Below are 15,424 nucleotides of genomic sequence, written 5' to 3'. Positions count from 1 at the left end.
TGCACGGCCCTCTCATAGAGGGTGGGTGTCACTCAAAACCCCGTTATCACTGGGACTGTCCGAATTTCGGCTACTGGACAATTTCAGCAACCTTGCAGTATTTCACGAATACGCGCTGCCTGTGGGGGGGCCACTCACTCTTTGGACACACCCGTTCGGACAGGAACCCTGGAGGGATTCCGGCTCTGGAACGGCACGGCCACGTCCCAGAGCCCCGAAAGGTGTCGCGCACGGCGCCAATGGCTGGCGCCAGCCATCCACCTCTTCGGAGCACCATGTCTTCCCTTGCTACCTCGTCGCGGCTTCCCGCGCGGCGGCCGGCCCTGTTGGGCCTGCTGACGCTCGTCGTCGCCTTCTTGTCCGCGCCCGCGTCGGCGCAGACGCAGACCAACACCCAGTCCACCCAGCGCGCCATCAACTTCCTGAGCGCGGACGTGTCCAACTGGGTCACCGCCAACGGCTGCGCGGCCTGTCACCGCGTGGGCGCCACGACGTTCGGCATCGCCGCGGCGCGCGCCAACGGCTACGACATGAACGTCGTCGCCTCCAACGGCCGGACGAACCAGTTCAACCTGGAGTTCCTCGGCCAGCGCATCAAGAACGAGCAGCTCGCCAACGGCTCGTGGATTCACGAGGGCGTCTCGTTCCGCAACGAGAAGACGTCCTACGCCACGTTCGGCCTGGCCGGGTATGACCAGAACGTCTCCACGCAGTACAGCGCGTCGCTGGTGGCCGCGGCCAACTGGGCGCTCGCCACGCAGGAGGCCAGTGGCCGGTGGGCGTCCGACCACGCCAGCTTCCCGGTGGACCACGGCAGCCTGCCCACCACCGCGCGCATCATGACGGGCATCGCCCAGGCGAAGCAGCGCGTGGACCCCGCGCGGGCCGCCGCGTACCAGGCCGCGCTGGACCGCTCCGCCGCGTACATCCGGGCCAACCTGGACAACGGCGACACGTCCGCCACCGGCAACGGCATGCCGTACACCTTCCAGGTCGCCTGGGCCGTGGTGGGCCTGAAGGCCGCGGGCCCCGGCCCGGCCAACGCGAACGTCACCGCCATCAACACCCTGGCCAACCGGCTGCTCACCCGCGTCTCTCCCGGCAACCCGGGCTGGGGAGACTTGCCCAACGCCGCCGCCAACGACGTGGCCACCGGCAGCGCCATCTACGCGCTGTGCCTCGCCGGCCGCGAGCCCGCCACGGACCCGCGCGTGCGCAGCAGCATCGAGTGGCTGAAGACGCGCCAGTCCGCCGACGGAAGCTGGCGCACCGGCTCCGCGACGTTCGACATCCCCACCACCTTCGCGTCGCTGGGTCTGTCCTGCTACGGCGACTTCAGCGTGCACGTCACCGTGGTGGGAGCGGCCCGCAAGGAGCTGGTCATCGGCTCGCAGCAGGCGCAGCAGGTCACCTTCACGTTCAACGTGAAGAACCACGGCTACCAGGCGGACACCTATACGCTGAGCACCACGGGCGGCCTGCCCGGCTGGACGTCGTTCCCCACGCCCGTCAGCCTGTTCCTGGCCGCGGGTGACGAGAGCACCGTCACCGTCACCGTCACCGCGCCCGCGGGCCTGATTCCCGCGCTCACGTCGGAGTTCACGCTGGTCGCCGCCTCGGGTGGCGCGCCGGGCGTGTCCGGCTCGGCCCGCGTCAACGCGTACACCCCGCCGCTGCCTCCCGTCACCGGCCTGCCCACCGTCACCACCATCCAGGCGCCCGCCGTCAACGCGCACATCACCATTGGCACGGGCAATGTGCTGTCCGCGCGCGTGCGGGACTCGAACAACCTGCCCGTCGTCGGTCCCAACCGCGGCGTCGTCACCTTCTACGTCGCGGGCGTGCCCGTGGGCGGAGACGCGGACGTGGATGGCGATGGACTCTTCACCTTCAACTGGGTGCCGCCCACCGACACGTGGACGGTGACGGGCTCGCAGGACTTCCGCGCGGTGTACTCGGGCGTGGAGCTGGCGCCGCCCCTGGCCAACCTGCTGGGCAGCACCGACGCGCGCACCGTCATCATCGACGCGTTCCCGCATGACACGCCGTCGGTCACCATCGGCAACCCTCCGGCCTTCACGCAGGAGACGACGCTGGACATCTGGGGCTATGCCACGCCGCGCGCGCCCGGCGCCGTCATCACCTACGCCGCCTTCATCATCAACGGCGCGACGACCATCCCCCTCACGCCCGGCAACGGTGGTCTCATCTACACCACCATCACCCTGACCGAAGGCCCCAACATCATCCAGCTCACCGCGCGCGACAGCTTCGGTGGCGTCACCACCAAGCAGGTCAACCTCACGGTGGACCGCGTGCCGCCCGTCCTCACCATCCTGGCGCCCACCAACGGCGCGGCGCTCAGCGGACTGAACGTCACGGTGACGTCGTCGGTTCAGGACCAGACGCCGGTGCGCGTGGAGACGCAGTGGGTGGCCACGTCGCTCCTGGAGTTCGGCAACGGCACGGTGGAGCACACGGTGCCGATGAACTACGGCGACCAGGTCATCCTGGTGCGCGCCACGGACAGCGCCTTCAACGTGACGGAGAAGCTGGTGTTCATCTGGGTGGACCCGGGCTCGCCCGTGGTGAGCACCAACCCGGCGGACAACCAGCTCTACGGCCCGCTGGCGAACAACGCCCTGACGTACACCGTCAACGTCCAGTCGCTCTCCGCGACGACGGTGCGCATCAACGGCGGCGCGCCCATCGCGGTGGGACGCGGCGGCGGCGCGGTGCAGACGACGCTCACCCTCAGCCCGGGCGTCAACAACCTCTCCATCGTCACCCTGAGCGAGACGGGCGTCTCCTCCACCCTCACGCGTCGGGTGAACTACGACGTGCAGGCCCCCACCGCCACGCTGCTCGCGCCCACCACGGGCAGCACCGTCAGCGGCACCATCACCCTGCGCGCTCGCGTCACCGACAACTTCGGCCCGGTGTCCAACATCGGCTTCAGCCGCGACATGTCCGGCATCCGCCAGGGCACGCTCCAGCCGGACGGCAACTGGACGGCGCTGCTCGACACCACGGAGCTGCTCGACGGCGCGCACACCATCGACGTGTGGATGAGCGACGGCGTGGGTAACTCCACCGTCCAGCGCTTCAACTTCTTCGTCGACAACTGATGCACCTCCCCGCGCTCGGGGTGGCCTCGAAGCACGGAGGCCCTCCCGGGCGACGGGGTCGCTTCACCCCTCAGGCCCACAGGTCGGCCAGCACCCGTGTGGCCCTTCTGACGGGCCCGCGTCCCGTTGGAAGCGCGCATGCACTCCTCGCGCTCCCGGAAACCCGAGGACATTCGCCCGGGTGCGCGTGCTCCGCATCCAGGTTCGAGAGAGCCCGAGAACCTCTGGGGACAAGAGGACAAGCGGCCCGCCTCGAGTGCTGGGCAGACGAGTCCGCGGGCGCGGAGCCTGGACGCCAGGGTGCCTAGGTTGGACACGCGTGGGCCCTCCGCGCGACACCCCGCCAGACCCCGAGGTTGGACCTCCCGGCGTGAACGTCACGCGCAAGTTCCACCACTCCGTCGCGGACTACCTGCGCGACCTCACCCGGGTGGAGAAGCGCTTCTGGGTGCTGGTGGTGGCGGTGGGGCTCATCGCGGGGCTGGGCGCGGTGGGGTTGCTCAAGGTGCTGCGCTTCACCCAGGAGCTCTTCTGGCGGAGCGCGTCGGAGGACTTCCTGTCCGGAGTCGCGGCGGCGCCCACGTGGCGGCGTCTGCTCATTCCCGTGCTCGGCGGCGCGCTGGTGACGTTGTTGTCGCTCCTCGTCGGTCAGCCGCTGCGGGGCCACGGCACCGCGGGCATCATCGAGTCCATCTGGGTGCGCTCGGGACGACTGCCCCTGCCGCGCGCGCTGTTGCGCGGGTTCGTCTCCATCCTCGCCGTGGCCATGGGTGCGCCCCTGGGCCGTGAGGGCGCGCTGCTGTCCACGGGCGCGGCGAGCGGCTCGTCGCTCGCCCGGTGGCTCCGGTTGGGTCCGGGACAGGCTCGCCTGCTGGTGGCGTGCGGGGCTTCGGCCGGCATGGCGTCCGCGTACAACGTGCCCATCGGCGCGGCCCTCTTCGGGCTGGAGGTGCTGCTGGGCAGCTTCGCGCTGGAGCTGTTCGGCCCCATCGTCGTCTCCTGCGTGGTGGCCACGCTCGTCTCGCGCCTGCTCATCGCGGACCACCCCAGCTACGTCATCCCCGACTATGCGCTCCTGCACCCGCGCGAGCTGCTCCTGGCGGTGGTGCTGGGCGCGGTGCTCGGCGTCGCCTCCGCGTTCTACGTACGGGGCGTCAACGTGATGTCGGATTTGCTGGACCGCGCCGCGTCGTGGCTCGCGCCGTTCCTGCCGCTGCTGGCGATGACGTTCGTGGGAATCACAGCGGTGTGGCTGCCCCAGTTGCTGGGGAACGGCTACGACGCGGTGAACTCGGCGCTGTTGGGGCGACTGCCCTTCGCCCTGCTGCTCGTGTTGCCGCTGGCGAAGCTCGCGCTGACGTCGCTGTGCGCGGGCGCGGGGGTGCCGGGCGGACTCTTCACGCCGTCGCTGTTCTACGGCGCGCTGCTGGGCGGCGCCTTCGGGATGATGGCCGAGCGACTGCTTCCCGGCGGTGCTCCCAGTGGGGCGTATGCGCTGCTGGGCATGGGGGCGGTGCTGGCGGGGACGACGCATGCGTCGGTGTCCGCGGTGCTGCTCATCTTCGAGATGACCGGTGACTACCCGCTGGTGTTGCCGCTGATGCTCAGCGCGGTGGTGGCCGCCGCCGTCAGTCGGCGACTGGAGCCCGAGTCGCTCTACACATCCGTGCTCAACCGTCGCAACGTGCGCATGCCGGCCACCATCCCCCATTGGCTGCGACAGGAGGGCGCGCGGGCGTTGCTGAAGCCCGTGAGCCAGCGCGTATCGCCCTCGGCGCCGTTCCAGGAAGTGGTCGCGTTGCTGCTGGAGGCACCCGCGGGGGAGGACCTCTACGTCACGGATGAAGAGGGCCGGTACCGGGGCATGCTGGTGCTGGATGCGCTCAAGGGGCATGTGCCGGACCACGCGCTGCTCCAGGCGACCATCGCCGAGGACGTCATGGACACGCAGGTGCAGCCCATCACCCCCGAGCTGTCGCTGGGAGAGGTGGCCTCCCGGTTCGCGCGGACGGCGCTCGAGCGGCTGCCCGTGGTGGATGGTGGCCGTCGGTTGCTCGGAACCATCTCCAAGAGAGACGTGTTGAGCCAGGGTACTTTCTGAGGTCGAGGGCCCCCACTCGTGGAAGAGCCAAAGGGACTGCGCGGACCCGCACGCGCGTGGAGCATCGTCGTGATGTCCCTGCTGTGCATCGTGCTGGGCACCGTGTTGCTGCGCGAGCCCACGCCCGCCGCGCCCCGGAGCACACCCCGCGTCGAGGAGCCCACCGAGGCACCGCACCCGCTCACGCCCGAGGAGCGCCGCTCCATGTACCGCGCATGGCCCATGTTCGAGGGCTGGCCGCTGCCCCAGCTTCCGGCCGGCGACCTGGAGCCGGAGCAGCCGTCGCGGCCCGCGCCACGTGAGGACGAGTCACCCGCTCGGAAGTCCGGGGAATGACGGAGCCTCGCGAGCCGAAACGAAAGCCGCTCCAACTCCACGCGAGGGAGAAGCAGCTCGCCCGCTCTCCGACCCTGGCGCCGAGCCCAGGGCCCGGGGCTCGTTTCACAATGACTGTCATTCGGGATTCCACGGACTCGATGACACGACTCGTGGATTCCTCTCTCCAGCCCCGGCGCTGACACTCCTTCCTGTTTTCAGACATGCGTCATCCACGCTCTGAGCACGGCGCGACTTCACGTTCCGCCCTCTCGCGCGGAGGGGCGCGGACACTCGTGTGGCTTTGTTTGTGATGAGGCCCGCACGCGCGATGATTCATCTCAGGCGCCAAGGCACCTGGGCGTGAAACACGCGCGGTCCGGCCCATGGGTACACACGTTCGATGCTCTTCCGCGCGCTCTCGCTTCGTCCTGTCTCGTCCACCTCGCTGGGGCTCGTGCTCACGCTGCTGTTGTCCGTCACGTCGGCGCGCGCGGCCACCAACGCGGAGGCGGCGCAGAAGGCGCTCGACTTCGTCAGCGCGGACGCGGTGGGGTGGTCGGGCATCTTCGGCTGCACCGCCTGTCACCGGCATGGCGCGGCCCTCTACGGCCTGGCCCACGCGGGCGCCTCCGGCTTCGACCTGGACGCCGCTACGCGCAACGGCCGCACCAACCGCGAGAACATGGAGACGATGGCGCGGGACCTCCAGGCGCAGCAGGAGCCCGACGGCTCGTGGATTCACGAGCGCATCCACTACCGCAACGCGCGCTCCAGCTACTCGGCCTTCGGGCTCGCCGGTTACGACGCGAAGGTGGGCACGCGCTACACGGAGGCGCTGGTGCGCGCGGCCGACTGGGCGGTGAGCACCCAGGAGCTGAGTGGCCGGTGGGTGGAGGACTTCCCCTTCGAGCCCGTGGGCGCCTCCAACATGGGTATCACCGCGCGGCTGATGACCGCCGTGGCCCAGGCCCGCGAGCGCGTGGACCCGGCCAGGGCCGCGCGCTACCAGGAGTCGCTGCGACGCGCCGCCGCGTACATCCGCGCGCACCTGGACGACATGACCGACGGGCCGCTGGAGGACAGCCAGCGCTACACGTACCAGGTGGCATGGGCCGCCGTGGGCATGAAGGTCGCCGGCCCCGGTGAGCAGGGCGAGAACACCGCCGCGCTCGACTCGCTGGCCTCGCGACTGCTCGCGACGCGGGCCCTCGGTGATGCACCGGGCTGGGGCAACCTGGACGGAGCACCCGCGGACGAGACGTCCACCAGTCTGGCGCTGTACGCGTTGTGCCTCGCGGGTCGCAAGCCGGGCGCGGATGGACGGATGACCCAGGCGCTCGACTGGCTCAAGTCGCGACAGGCCGAGGACGGGAGCTGGGGCGTGGGCACGCGCTATCCGGACATCCCCACCACCTTCGGCGCGCTCGCGCTCGCGTGCTTCGGGGACTACAGCGTCAGCGTCGCCGTGGACGGCGCTCCGAGCAGGCCGCTGGAGCAGGACCTGCCGCGAATCCAGAGCGCCACGTACACGCTCACCGTGCGCAACCATGGCTACAAGGCGGACACGTACACGCTCGACACGCAGGGTGGGCTGACGGGATGGACGGCGACGATTGCCCCCACCACGTTGGAGCTGGGCCCCGACGCCGAGGCCACCGTCACGCTCACCGTGTCCGCGCCTCCGGGGCTCGCTCCGTCCCTCTCGTCGGGCGTCATGGTGGTGGCCACGTCGGACAGCACGCACGGCGTGAAGGGCTCCGTGCTCGTCACCACGTACACCAATCCGCCGCCGCCCACCCAGGGCCTGCCGACCACCACCACCGTGGAGTCACCCGTGGACGGACAGCTCACGGTGGCGATGGACAACGTGCTCTCCGCGCGAGTGACGGGTGAGGACGGATGGGAGGCGCGGGGTCCGGGTCTGGGTGTGGTGACGTTCATGGTGGCGGGTGTCACCGTGGGCGCGGACAACGACGCGGATGGGGACGGCGTGTACTCGCTCGTGTGGCGACCGCGTGCGACGTGGGACGTGCTGGGGGCCTCGGATGTGCGCGCGGTGTACTCGGGCGTGACGCTCCAGCCGATGCGGGACAACCGACTGGGCAGCTCCTCCTCGCGCACGGTGGAGATTCTGCCGTCACCCTACCCGAGGCCATCGGTGACGCTGTGCGGGCTGCCCGGCTTCACGAGTGATACCTCCGTGGGCGTGTGTGGCTTCGTGACGGCCCTGGCCCCGGGTGCCTCCATCGAGTCCGTGGCCTTCCTCCTCCACGGCGAGCGCTACCCGGTGGTGCCGGACTTCAGCGGCGGCTTCGTGTGGACCGAGCTTCCGCTGCGCGACGGAGCGAACGTCATCCGGCTGGTCGCCATGGACACGCTGGGCGGACAGGCGAGCCAGGAGGCGACGGTGATGGTGGATGCCACCGCGCCCGAAATCACGGTGCTCTCGCCCGAGGAGGACTCGACGCTGGCGGACGGACAGGTGGAGGTCCGCGTGGTGGTGCGTGATTGGTCGCCGGTGCGCGTGGAGACGAATTGGATTCACGTCACGGACCTTCCCGCTGGCGGTGGCGCGGTGACGCATACGGTGGGGCTCTCACAGGGGGCGAATGACGTCCTGATTCGCGCGACGGACGCGGTGGGCCACGTGACGGAGCGCGTGGTGCGCGTCTGGGTGGATGCGCAGGCCCCTTGGGTGGCGACGGGACTTCCGGACGGGTGGCTCGTGGGGCCGCAGCCCGATGACGTCCTGGCCTACGACATCGGCGTGTACGCGGAGTCGGCGACCCGGGTGGACGTGAGCCCCGGCGGAGGTACGTACTCGCTGCCGCGCGGAGGGGGCGGAGTGCGGGCGCTGCTGCCCCTGATGCAGGGTGACAACGTGTTCACGCTGACCGTGACGAACGAGGCGGGCCTGCGCACGACGCTCACTCGCACGGTGCGCTACGACAACGCGCCTCCCGTGGCGGAGCTGCTGATTCCCCAAGCGGAGGGGACGTACAGCGGCGTGGTGACGTTGACGGCGCGCGTGACGGACGCGGTCAGCGGTGTGCGGAGCGTGGCCTTCACGCGAGACGGCTCGGGCATTCGCGGCGCGACGCTGAACGCGGAGGGCCTGTGGACCGCGGAGTTGGACACGCGCGAGCTGATGGACGGCGCGCACACCGTGGAGGTCTGGCTGGAGGACCACGCGGGGAACTTCGCCCTCCAGACGTTCCCCTTCTTCACGCACAACGCGCCGTAGCGCACGAGCACGCGGCTAGGGACGGGTCCGAGACAGCCGGCGCATCAGCTCCGAGTGCGCCGGGTGCTCGGACACCAGCGACTCCGGGGTCGGCATCTCCCAGTCGGAGAAGTCGAAGCCCGGGGCCACCGTGCAGCCCACCAGCGAGTACGCGCCCCGAGACTCCCCCGCCTGCAACACGCCCGCGGGGACGACGACTTGAGGCTGCTCGCCCTTCGTCACGTCGCGCCCCAGCACCACCGTCTCCAGCCGTCCGTCCTCGCCCACGAGGTACAGCGCGAGCGGCGCTCCTTCGTAGAAGTGCCACACCTCGTCGGAGGTGACGCTGTGCCATGCGGCGAAGGTGTCCTGCGTCAGCAGGTAGTAGATGGCCGTGCCCGCGGAGCGAGTCCCCCGAGGGGTCTCCACCTTCAGCGCCGCGCGGTACGTCTCCTTGTAGAAACCACCCTCGGGATGAGGCACGAGGCCCAGCCCGCGAATCAGCTCGTCGACCATGGGCGCCAGTCTACGCGCCGTCAGCGAGGCAGCGGGGTGGCGACGTAGTCCGTCCCGTTGGCCGCGTGGCATCCATGACAGGTGTCGTGTCCCCGGCCGTAGTAGTTGTCGTCGTAGTCCGGCCCGAAGCCCTCGTAGAAGACCCAGGTGTTCTTGCCCGAGCCCTCGGACACCTTCACGTCGAGCGCGTGCCCTCGCACCGTCTTCCCGTCCGACTCGAAGAGCTCCTTCACCGTGATGCTGCCCACCGGGTGCGTGGCGTTCCCCGCCTCCATCGACTGCGCCAGCATCGGGTTGAAGAACACGCGGACCTTGTCCCCATGGGAGTTCACGGACTTGCGTGGCGCGGGCTCGGCGAGCCAGTCCCGGTAGAGCCCCTGCCGCACGAAGGCGGTGATGCCCGCCTCGGACGTGTCCAGTTCCCCCACCACGCCCAGCCCTTCATCCACGGAGGAGGACGGACCACAGGCGGTCAGCAGCAGGAGCACGGCGCACGGCGCGAAGCACAGTCGCACAGGGGGACCTCGTCACGTGACGGCGGGCCATGGGCCCACCCGAAGGGTGTCGTTCCCCGCTACGTCGGCGCGCGCCCCGTGGTTACAGCCCGGAGGTGCATGGATTCCAGGAGGGTCCTCCGTCCCCCAAGCGCGAGACCCTACCTGTTCCATCTTCCAACGTGGGGCCACCCTGTTAGGTTGTGACCCAGGAGGTCGTCACCCATTGTTCCAACCCAACCCCCGGGTCCTGTCGATGATTGCCCCCTTCTCCCGCCTCGCGTGCCCTCACCTGGAACGGTCGATGCGTCCGCTGTGCGACGCGTCCGCCAGGAGGACTCTCGCGAGGCACGGATGCACCCACGAGCACGCCGCGTCGATGGATGACGTGGACGCGTCCCTCCCGAGGCCCGGACGGAGCGCGGGGTCCAGGCGTCTCGGACGCGCCACCGTCACGGTGCTCCGGGGGACGCCATGATGACGGGCCATCCGCTCGCGCTGCGTCCGGGGATGAAGGTGGGTCCCTGGCGTGTCCTCGCTCGGCTGGGCCAGGGTTCCTTTGGCGCGGTGTTCCAGGTGGAGCACGGCGGGCGACTGCATGCGCTCAAGTTCGCGCTGCGCGGGCCGGGCAGTGACGACCTGGACCGCACGGACGCGCGGGCCATCCGGGAGCTGGCGTGTCTGCTCCATGCCGTGCATCCCCATGTCGTGCGCGTCTGGGCTCACGGCCGCTGGCCGGATGCTCGGACGGGCTACCACTACGTCGTCCTCGACTACGTGGAGGGCGCCACGCTGGCCGCCTGGGTGAAGCGCGAGGCCCCCTCCGCGCGCCGCGTGGCGCGCCTGTTCTCCCGACTCGCCCTGACGCTCCAGGAACTCCACGCGCGCAGCGTCTTCCACCGCGACCTCAAGCCGTCCAACATCCTGGTGCGCGCCATCGATGACTCCCCGGTCCTGGTGGACTTCGGCAGCGCGAACCACGCCGAGTCCCTGCCACTCACGGAAGGTCCCCTCCCTCCAGGCACGCCCCAGTACCGCAGCCCGGAGGCCCTGCGCTTCCACCGCGAGCACCACTCCCAGAAGAGCGCTCGCTATGCCTTCCGCGCCACGGATGACCTCTACGCCCTGGGCGTGACGCTCCACGAGGTCCTCACGGGAACACCCGCCTTCTCGCTCACGCTCCCACGCGAGGTGCTGGCCGAGCACATCGAGACGCGCATGCCTCCACCAGCCTCCACGCTGAACGAGCACGTCCCCCTCGCGCTGGAGGCCATCACCCAGCGGCTGCTCCGCAAGCGTCCCGAAGAACGGTTCCCGGATGGCGGCGCGCTGCACGATGCGCTCGAAACGGCGCTGCGCGCGGCGACCCTCGACTGGGACAGGCCCCTGTTCTCGCGGCCACCTCCCGAGAAGAACGCGACGGACTCCCGACGCGCCTCTCGTGACTCCTCCACCCTGGGCCCCTGGCCCACACCCCTGATCCACAGGCCCCCGAGGAGACCAACGCCTCCAGGAGGCTCCCGTTCCCAGGCGAGGCCCACGTCCTCATCCGGAGGAGGCGCACGGGCACATCCCCGCAAGGCACGCCGAGAACTCCGCATCACGCTGAGCCCCTGGATGGTGGGCGCGTGGGTCGTGTTGATCCTCCTGCTGGGGTGGGCGCTCTCGGCCCTGCGCTGCGCACCGGAGGCCGCCCTCTCTGGGACGATGGGCCCCGACGAGGTGCTCGTGGCATCACCCGCCCCGAGGTGAGTCACCCCAGCGGGCACGTCGGTGGATCCTCCGCACGAACCGGTCGGATCCACACGGACTCCAGCGGACCTCCGAACCTCCGAACCTCGGGGCCCGCGAGCCCAGGACACAGCCCCCGCGCTCACGGCGCCGGGGCCCGGTGCCTCACTTCTTCTTCTGCTGCATCGCCGAGGCGACCAGGTTCATCAGCTTGAGTTGCACCGGGGACAGCTTGCGCAGGTTGCGCATCAGCCGCCGCATCTCCGGCGTGTCATCCTCGCGAGACTTGCTGCCCGCCTTGTCCTTCGCGGGCGGCGGCGCGGCCAGGTCATCACCCAACCCCAGCAGTTGGTGGGGCGGCACATTCAGCACCACGCACAGTCGCCGCAGGTTCTGCACGCTGGGGAGCATGTGACCTCGCTCCAGGCGGCCGTACACCTCCGACGCCATCCCAATCCGCTCCGCCACATCGGCCTGCGTCAGGCCCATCCGCACCCGGGCAGCCCTCGCCGCCGCGCCCAGCATGCTCGCCAGTTCTGTGTCCATGCGTGTGTCAGTCGTCCACGAAAGGAGGGCCCCGCTCCAGGCGCCTCGGAAGCCCCTAGATAACCCTGAAGGTCGGGTACTTTCACCATACCTTCAGCGTTTTTTCAAACGCGCGCCACGCCTCGCGCGCGCCTCTCGCGGCCTCCCGCTTCACTCGCACGTCACGGTGATGAAGACGCGCTCTCCGCCACGTCCATCAGCGCGCGGCGTCGCTCCGCCGCGGTGAAGAGCAACGCCAACGGCAACCCGAGGAACACGGCGTGCAACACGATTTGGGGGAACTGCGGCACGTCGAGGAACCACGGGTAGTAGCCCCGCGCGATGAACTGGAAGTCCACCAGCCACACCGCGATGCCGAACAACATTCCCACCGCGGCCTGGAACTCCCAGCGTCCCCGTCCATCCACCGGAAGCATGGCGTCGAGGAACGAATAGAACACGCCCACCAGCGCGGACACGGCCAGGTGGAGGCCCACGCCCACCAGCACCATCGTCCCCACCGGGAAGCCCTCGCCGAAGACTCGAGGCCCCAGCACCATGCCCGCGGACATGCGCACCGGCCGCAAGGGACTGTCACCCGCGGCCAGGGCCATCACCACCTCCGCCAACCCCAACACCACGCCCGCGATGACGCCGAACAGCAGCCCGTTCGTGGCAGACCAGGGGGTGTATCTGCGCCGTGCCGCCATGGCTTCTCCTTGTCCGGGGCCACGTGCCTCCCCGTGTGTCGAAACGTGAGCACGCGGGCCGCGAGCGGGCAGCCAGGGCACGACGACGGCTCGGGGTGCCGCCTCCCCCCCGGCCACCCGGGCGGGCTCGTCCCCTTCTCGGGCGAGGGCACGGCGAGGCTGATCCCCCGCCCTCCTCCCGAGCAGAGGACCCCTCGTCACCTGTCGTTTCTTCCGGCCTCTTTCGCTTCCTCCTGTAACTCCTTCAGCTTCGAACCATCTCCCCCGCACCCAGAGGGGACGAACGGGGTGGATCCGCGCGGGCACGGGATTGGCAAGGGAGTCCCCCTGGAAAGGAACGTCGACGCCAGGACATGCCGCAGCTCCGCCAACGCCCACCCGGACCGCACCGCATCCACTACTCGCCCCAGGCGTGGCGAGAGGTGGGGCGTATGAGCGCGGAGGCCTTCGGGGCGCTGCAGGGCGCGCTGGAGCGGCTGGGGGACACCACGGTGCGGGGTCCGCTGCCCGAAGGCGGCGGCCTGGGTCGACACGTGCTGGCGCACCATGGGCTCGCCCTGGGCTACTCGTGGGACGAGCGCTCGCGCACGTTGACGTTGCTCTCCGTGGAGCGCGAGCCGTGAGCACCGGCCCCCCGCCACTCAGGCGGCGATGGGCAACATGCTGCGCACCGCCTCCAGCAGCTCCTCCACGGAGAAGGGCTTGCGCAGGAGCGCATTGGCGCCGGGTGGAATGTCGGTGGTGACGGCGGTGAGCACCATCACCGGAACGTTTCGCAACCGGGGGATGGTCTGCCGCCGCGCGAGGAACTCATGCCCGTTCATCTCCGGCATCATCAAGTCCAGCAGGATGAGCCGGGGCACGTAGCGCACGTCGGAGAGCTCCTCCATCGCCTCGCGCCCATTGGTCGCGATGGTGACGTCGTAGCCCTCGCTCTCCAGAATCTCCGCGATGGCGGCACGGATGTCGTCCTCGTCCTCCACGACGAGCACGGAGCTGTGCTTCGCGACGCTGGCCATGGTGGACAGCATAGAGGTCCCCTCCCCCTCACGGCGACCCTGGGGGCGAGTCTACGCGGCGAAAGTGGACAGAATCGTGCGCATGCGCGTCGGGCGCCACGCATCCTGACGGGGAGGACGGGCTCGCTCACGACGCGCGGGAAACACGCGAGGCGCGAGGCGATGTCACGGGTGGAGTGCCAGCGAGGTGTCGCAGCATCGGCCAGGTCGGCCGCCCCCCACGGAAACGTACATTCCCGCACGGGAACCTGCGGCCGAGGGGCCCGGGACTTACCCTCACGCCGTTCCACGCCCTAGCTTGAGGCGCCATGTCCCGTACGACGGACAGCTCGACGACACGACAGCCAGGCAGTGCACCGGGAAGGGCTTGGAAGGCGCGGGCCTGGGCCGAGCTGGAGGCCGCGCGCGCCCGCGTGCTGCGCATGCTCGCCGGACTGCCGGAGCATGTGCTGATGAACCAGCACTCGCCGTTGATGTCACCGCTCATCTGGGACGTCGCGCACGTCGCCAACTACGAGGAGCAGTGGCTGCTGCGAGCGCTCGGCGCACCGGCGCTGACGGACCCGGCCTTCGACGCCATCTACGACGCCTTCCAGCACCCCCGGAACACGCGCGCCCTGCTGCCGCTGCTGTCCCCCGAGTCCGCGTTCGCCTACGCCGCGCGCGTGCGTCAAGCCGTGCGCGCGCACCTGTCGGACCACGTGCCCGAGGACAGCGAGGCGCCGCTGCTGGTGGGCGGGTACGTCTTCGGCATGGTGGCGCAGCACGAGCAGCAGCACGCGGAGACGCTCGCCGCCACGCTCCAGTTGATGACGGACGTGGAGTACCGCATCAGCTCGCCGCGTCCGCATCCGAGCCCCGTTCCCATCACCCGCCAGCCCGTCTTCATCCCCGGCGGCACGGTGCGCCTGGGCAGCGAGTCACCGTGGGCGTACGACAACGAGCGGCCCGCGCACGCGCGCGAGGTCGCGCCCTTCCTCATGGATGCGCACCCCGTCACCAACGGGGACTACGTCGCCTTCGTCGAGTCGGGGGGCTACGACGACGCGCGCTGGTGGCATCCCAAGGGCTGGGACTTCGTGCGCGCGGAGCAACTGCGCCACCCGCAGTTCTGGCTGCCCCAGCAGGGCGGGCACTGGCTGCGCAGGCGCTTCGGACAGGTGGAGCCGCTGCCCTCGAACGAGCCGGTGCAGCACGTGTGCTGGTACGAAGCAGACGCGTACGCGCGCTGGGCGGGGAAGCGGCTGCCCACGGAAGCCGAATGGGAGACAGCGGCTCGCGGCTCGGACGGCGTCGCGCGAGAGCACCCGTGGGGCGACGACGCGCCCACGCCCGCGCACGCCAACCTGGGCGGTGACGCGTGGGGTCCCGCGCGAGTGGGCAGTCATCCCCAGGGCGTCAGCAGCGAGGGCGTCTGGGGCCTGTTGGGAGATGTCTGGGAATGGACGGCGAGCGACTTCCATCCCTACGCGGGCTTTCGCGCGTATCCCTATCGCGAGTACTCGGAGGTGTTCTTCGGCGACGACTACAAGGTGCTTCGAGGCGGGGCCTGGGCGAGCGCACCCGTGGCGGTACGCAATGGCTTTCGCAACTGGGACTACCCCATCCGGCGGCAGATTTTCGCCGGCTTCCGTTGTGCGTCAGAGGTGAGGTGAATCA

The 15,424-nt window shown here is 70.0% G+C and carries 12 protein-coding genes; 7 read left to right on the top strand and 5 right to left on the bottom strand.

Annotated features, from left to right (window positions below):
• Positions 1–275: 275 nt before the first annotated feature.
• From HUA75_RS29985 to HUA75_RS29970, 4 genes are all read left to right on the top strand, one after another.
• On the top strand, positions 276–3,128 hold the full coding sequence (locus tag HUA75_RS29985) for an Ig-like domain-containing protein (protein WP_174488315.1): 2,853 nt from the start codon (positions 276–278) through the stop codon (positions 3,126–3,128).
• Between the two features lie 370 nt (positions 3,129–3,498).
• Positions 3,499–5,229 carry a chloride channel protein gene (locus HUA75_RS29980; RefSeq protein WP_371746222.1) on the top strand — a complete coding sequence of 577 codons (1,731 nt, stop codon included), beginning with the start codon at positions 3,499–3,501 and terminating at the stop codon, positions 5,227–5,229.
• Positions 5,230–5,301: 72 nt separating this feature from the next.
• On the top strand, positions 5,302–5,565 hold the full coding sequence (locus HUA75_RS29975; protein ID WP_254627845.1) for a hypothetical protein: 264 nt from the start codon (positions 5,302–5,304) through the stop codon (positions 5,563–5,565).
• A gap of 382 nt (positions 5,566–5,947) precedes the next feature.
• Positions 5,948–8,791, top strand: coding sequence for an Ig-like domain-containing protein (locus HUA75_RS29970; protein WP_174488312.1), 2,844 nt, complete (start codon positions 5,948–5,950; stop codon positions 8,789–8,791).
• A 15-nt stretch (positions 8,792–8,806) separates the two neighbouring features.
• Here the strand turns inward: HUA75_RS29970 and HUA75_RS29965 are convergent, their stop codons facing one another.
• On the bottom strand, positions 8,807–9,286 hold the full coding sequence (locus HUA75_RS29965; RefSeq protein ID WP_174460383.1) for a cupin domain-containing protein: 480 nt from the start codon (positions 9,284–9,286) through the stop codon (positions 8,807–8,809).
• Positions 9,287–9,306: 20 nt separating this feature from the next.
• Positions 9,307–9,801 carry a hypothetical protein gene (locus HUA75_RS29960; protein ID WP_174488311.1) on the bottom strand — a complete coding sequence of 165 codons (495 nt, stop codon included), beginning with the start codon at positions 9,799–9,801 and terminating at the stop codon, positions 9,307–9,309.
• 453 nt (positions 9,802–10,254) lie between these two features.
• On the opposite strand from HUA75_RS29960, the gene HUA75_RS29955 reads away from it, so the two are divergent.
• Complete coding sequence (locus HUA75_RS29955) at positions 10,255–11,532, top strand: serine/threonine-protein kinase (protein ID WP_174488310.1); 1,278 nt, start codon at positions 10,255–10,257, stop codon at positions 11,530–11,532.
• A gap of 144 nt (positions 11,533–11,676) precedes the next feature.
• Here the strand turns inward: HUA75_RS29955 and HUA75_RS29950 are convergent, their stop codons facing one another.
• The gene (locus tag HUA75_RS29950; protein ID WP_141642466.1) at positions 11,677–12,057 is read right to left on the bottom strand and encodes a helix-turn-helix domain-containing protein; all 381 of its coding nucleotides are present in this window, start codon (positions 12,055–12,057) and stop codon (positions 11,677–11,679) included.
• Between the two features lie 161 nt (positions 12,058–12,218).
• A complete protein-coding gene (locus HUA75_RS29945; protein WP_174488309.1) occupies positions 12,219–12,746 on the bottom strand; it encodes a hypothetical protein in 528 nt (175 codons plus the stop codon).
• A 353-nt stretch (positions 12,747–13,099) separates the two neighbouring features.
• On the opposite strand from HUA75_RS29945, the gene HUA75_RS29940 reads away from it, so the two are divergent.
• Positions 13,100–13,369, top strand: coding sequence for a hypothetical protein (locus HUA75_RS29940; protein ID WP_246137148.1), 270 nt, complete (start codon positions 13,100–13,102; stop codon positions 13,367–13,369).
• Positions 13,370–13,387: 18 nt separating this feature from the next.
• Here the strand turns inward: HUA75_RS29940 and HUA75_RS29935 are convergent, their stop codons facing one another.
• Positions 13,388–13,777, bottom strand: coding sequence for a response regulator transcription factor (locus tag HUA75_RS29935; protein ID WP_141642464.1), 390 nt, complete (start codon positions 13,775–13,777; stop codon positions 13,388–13,390).
• A gap of 296 nt (positions 13,778–14,073) precedes the next feature.
• Between HUA75_RS29935 and egtB the strand changes: the two genes are divergently transcribed.
• On the top strand, positions 14,074–15,420 hold the full coding sequence (egtB, locus tag HUA75_RS29930; RefSeq protein ID WP_141642463.1) for an ergothioneine biosynthesis protein EgtB: 1,347 nt from the start codon (positions 14,074–14,076) through the stop codon (positions 15,418–15,420).
• The last annotated feature ends 4 nt before the right edge of the window (positions 15,421–15,424 follow it).

The sequence above is a fragment of the Myxococcus sp. CA040A genome (assembly GCF_013336725.1).
Taxonomy (GTDB): Bacteria; Myxococcota; Myxococcia; order Myxococcales; family Myxococcaceae; genus Myxococcus; species Myxococcus llanfairpwllgwyngyllgogerychwyrndrobwllllantysiliogogogochensis.
The sequence above is the reverse complement of the archived record's forward strand: the minus strand, read 5'-3'. Positions and strand labels throughout refer to the sequence as shown.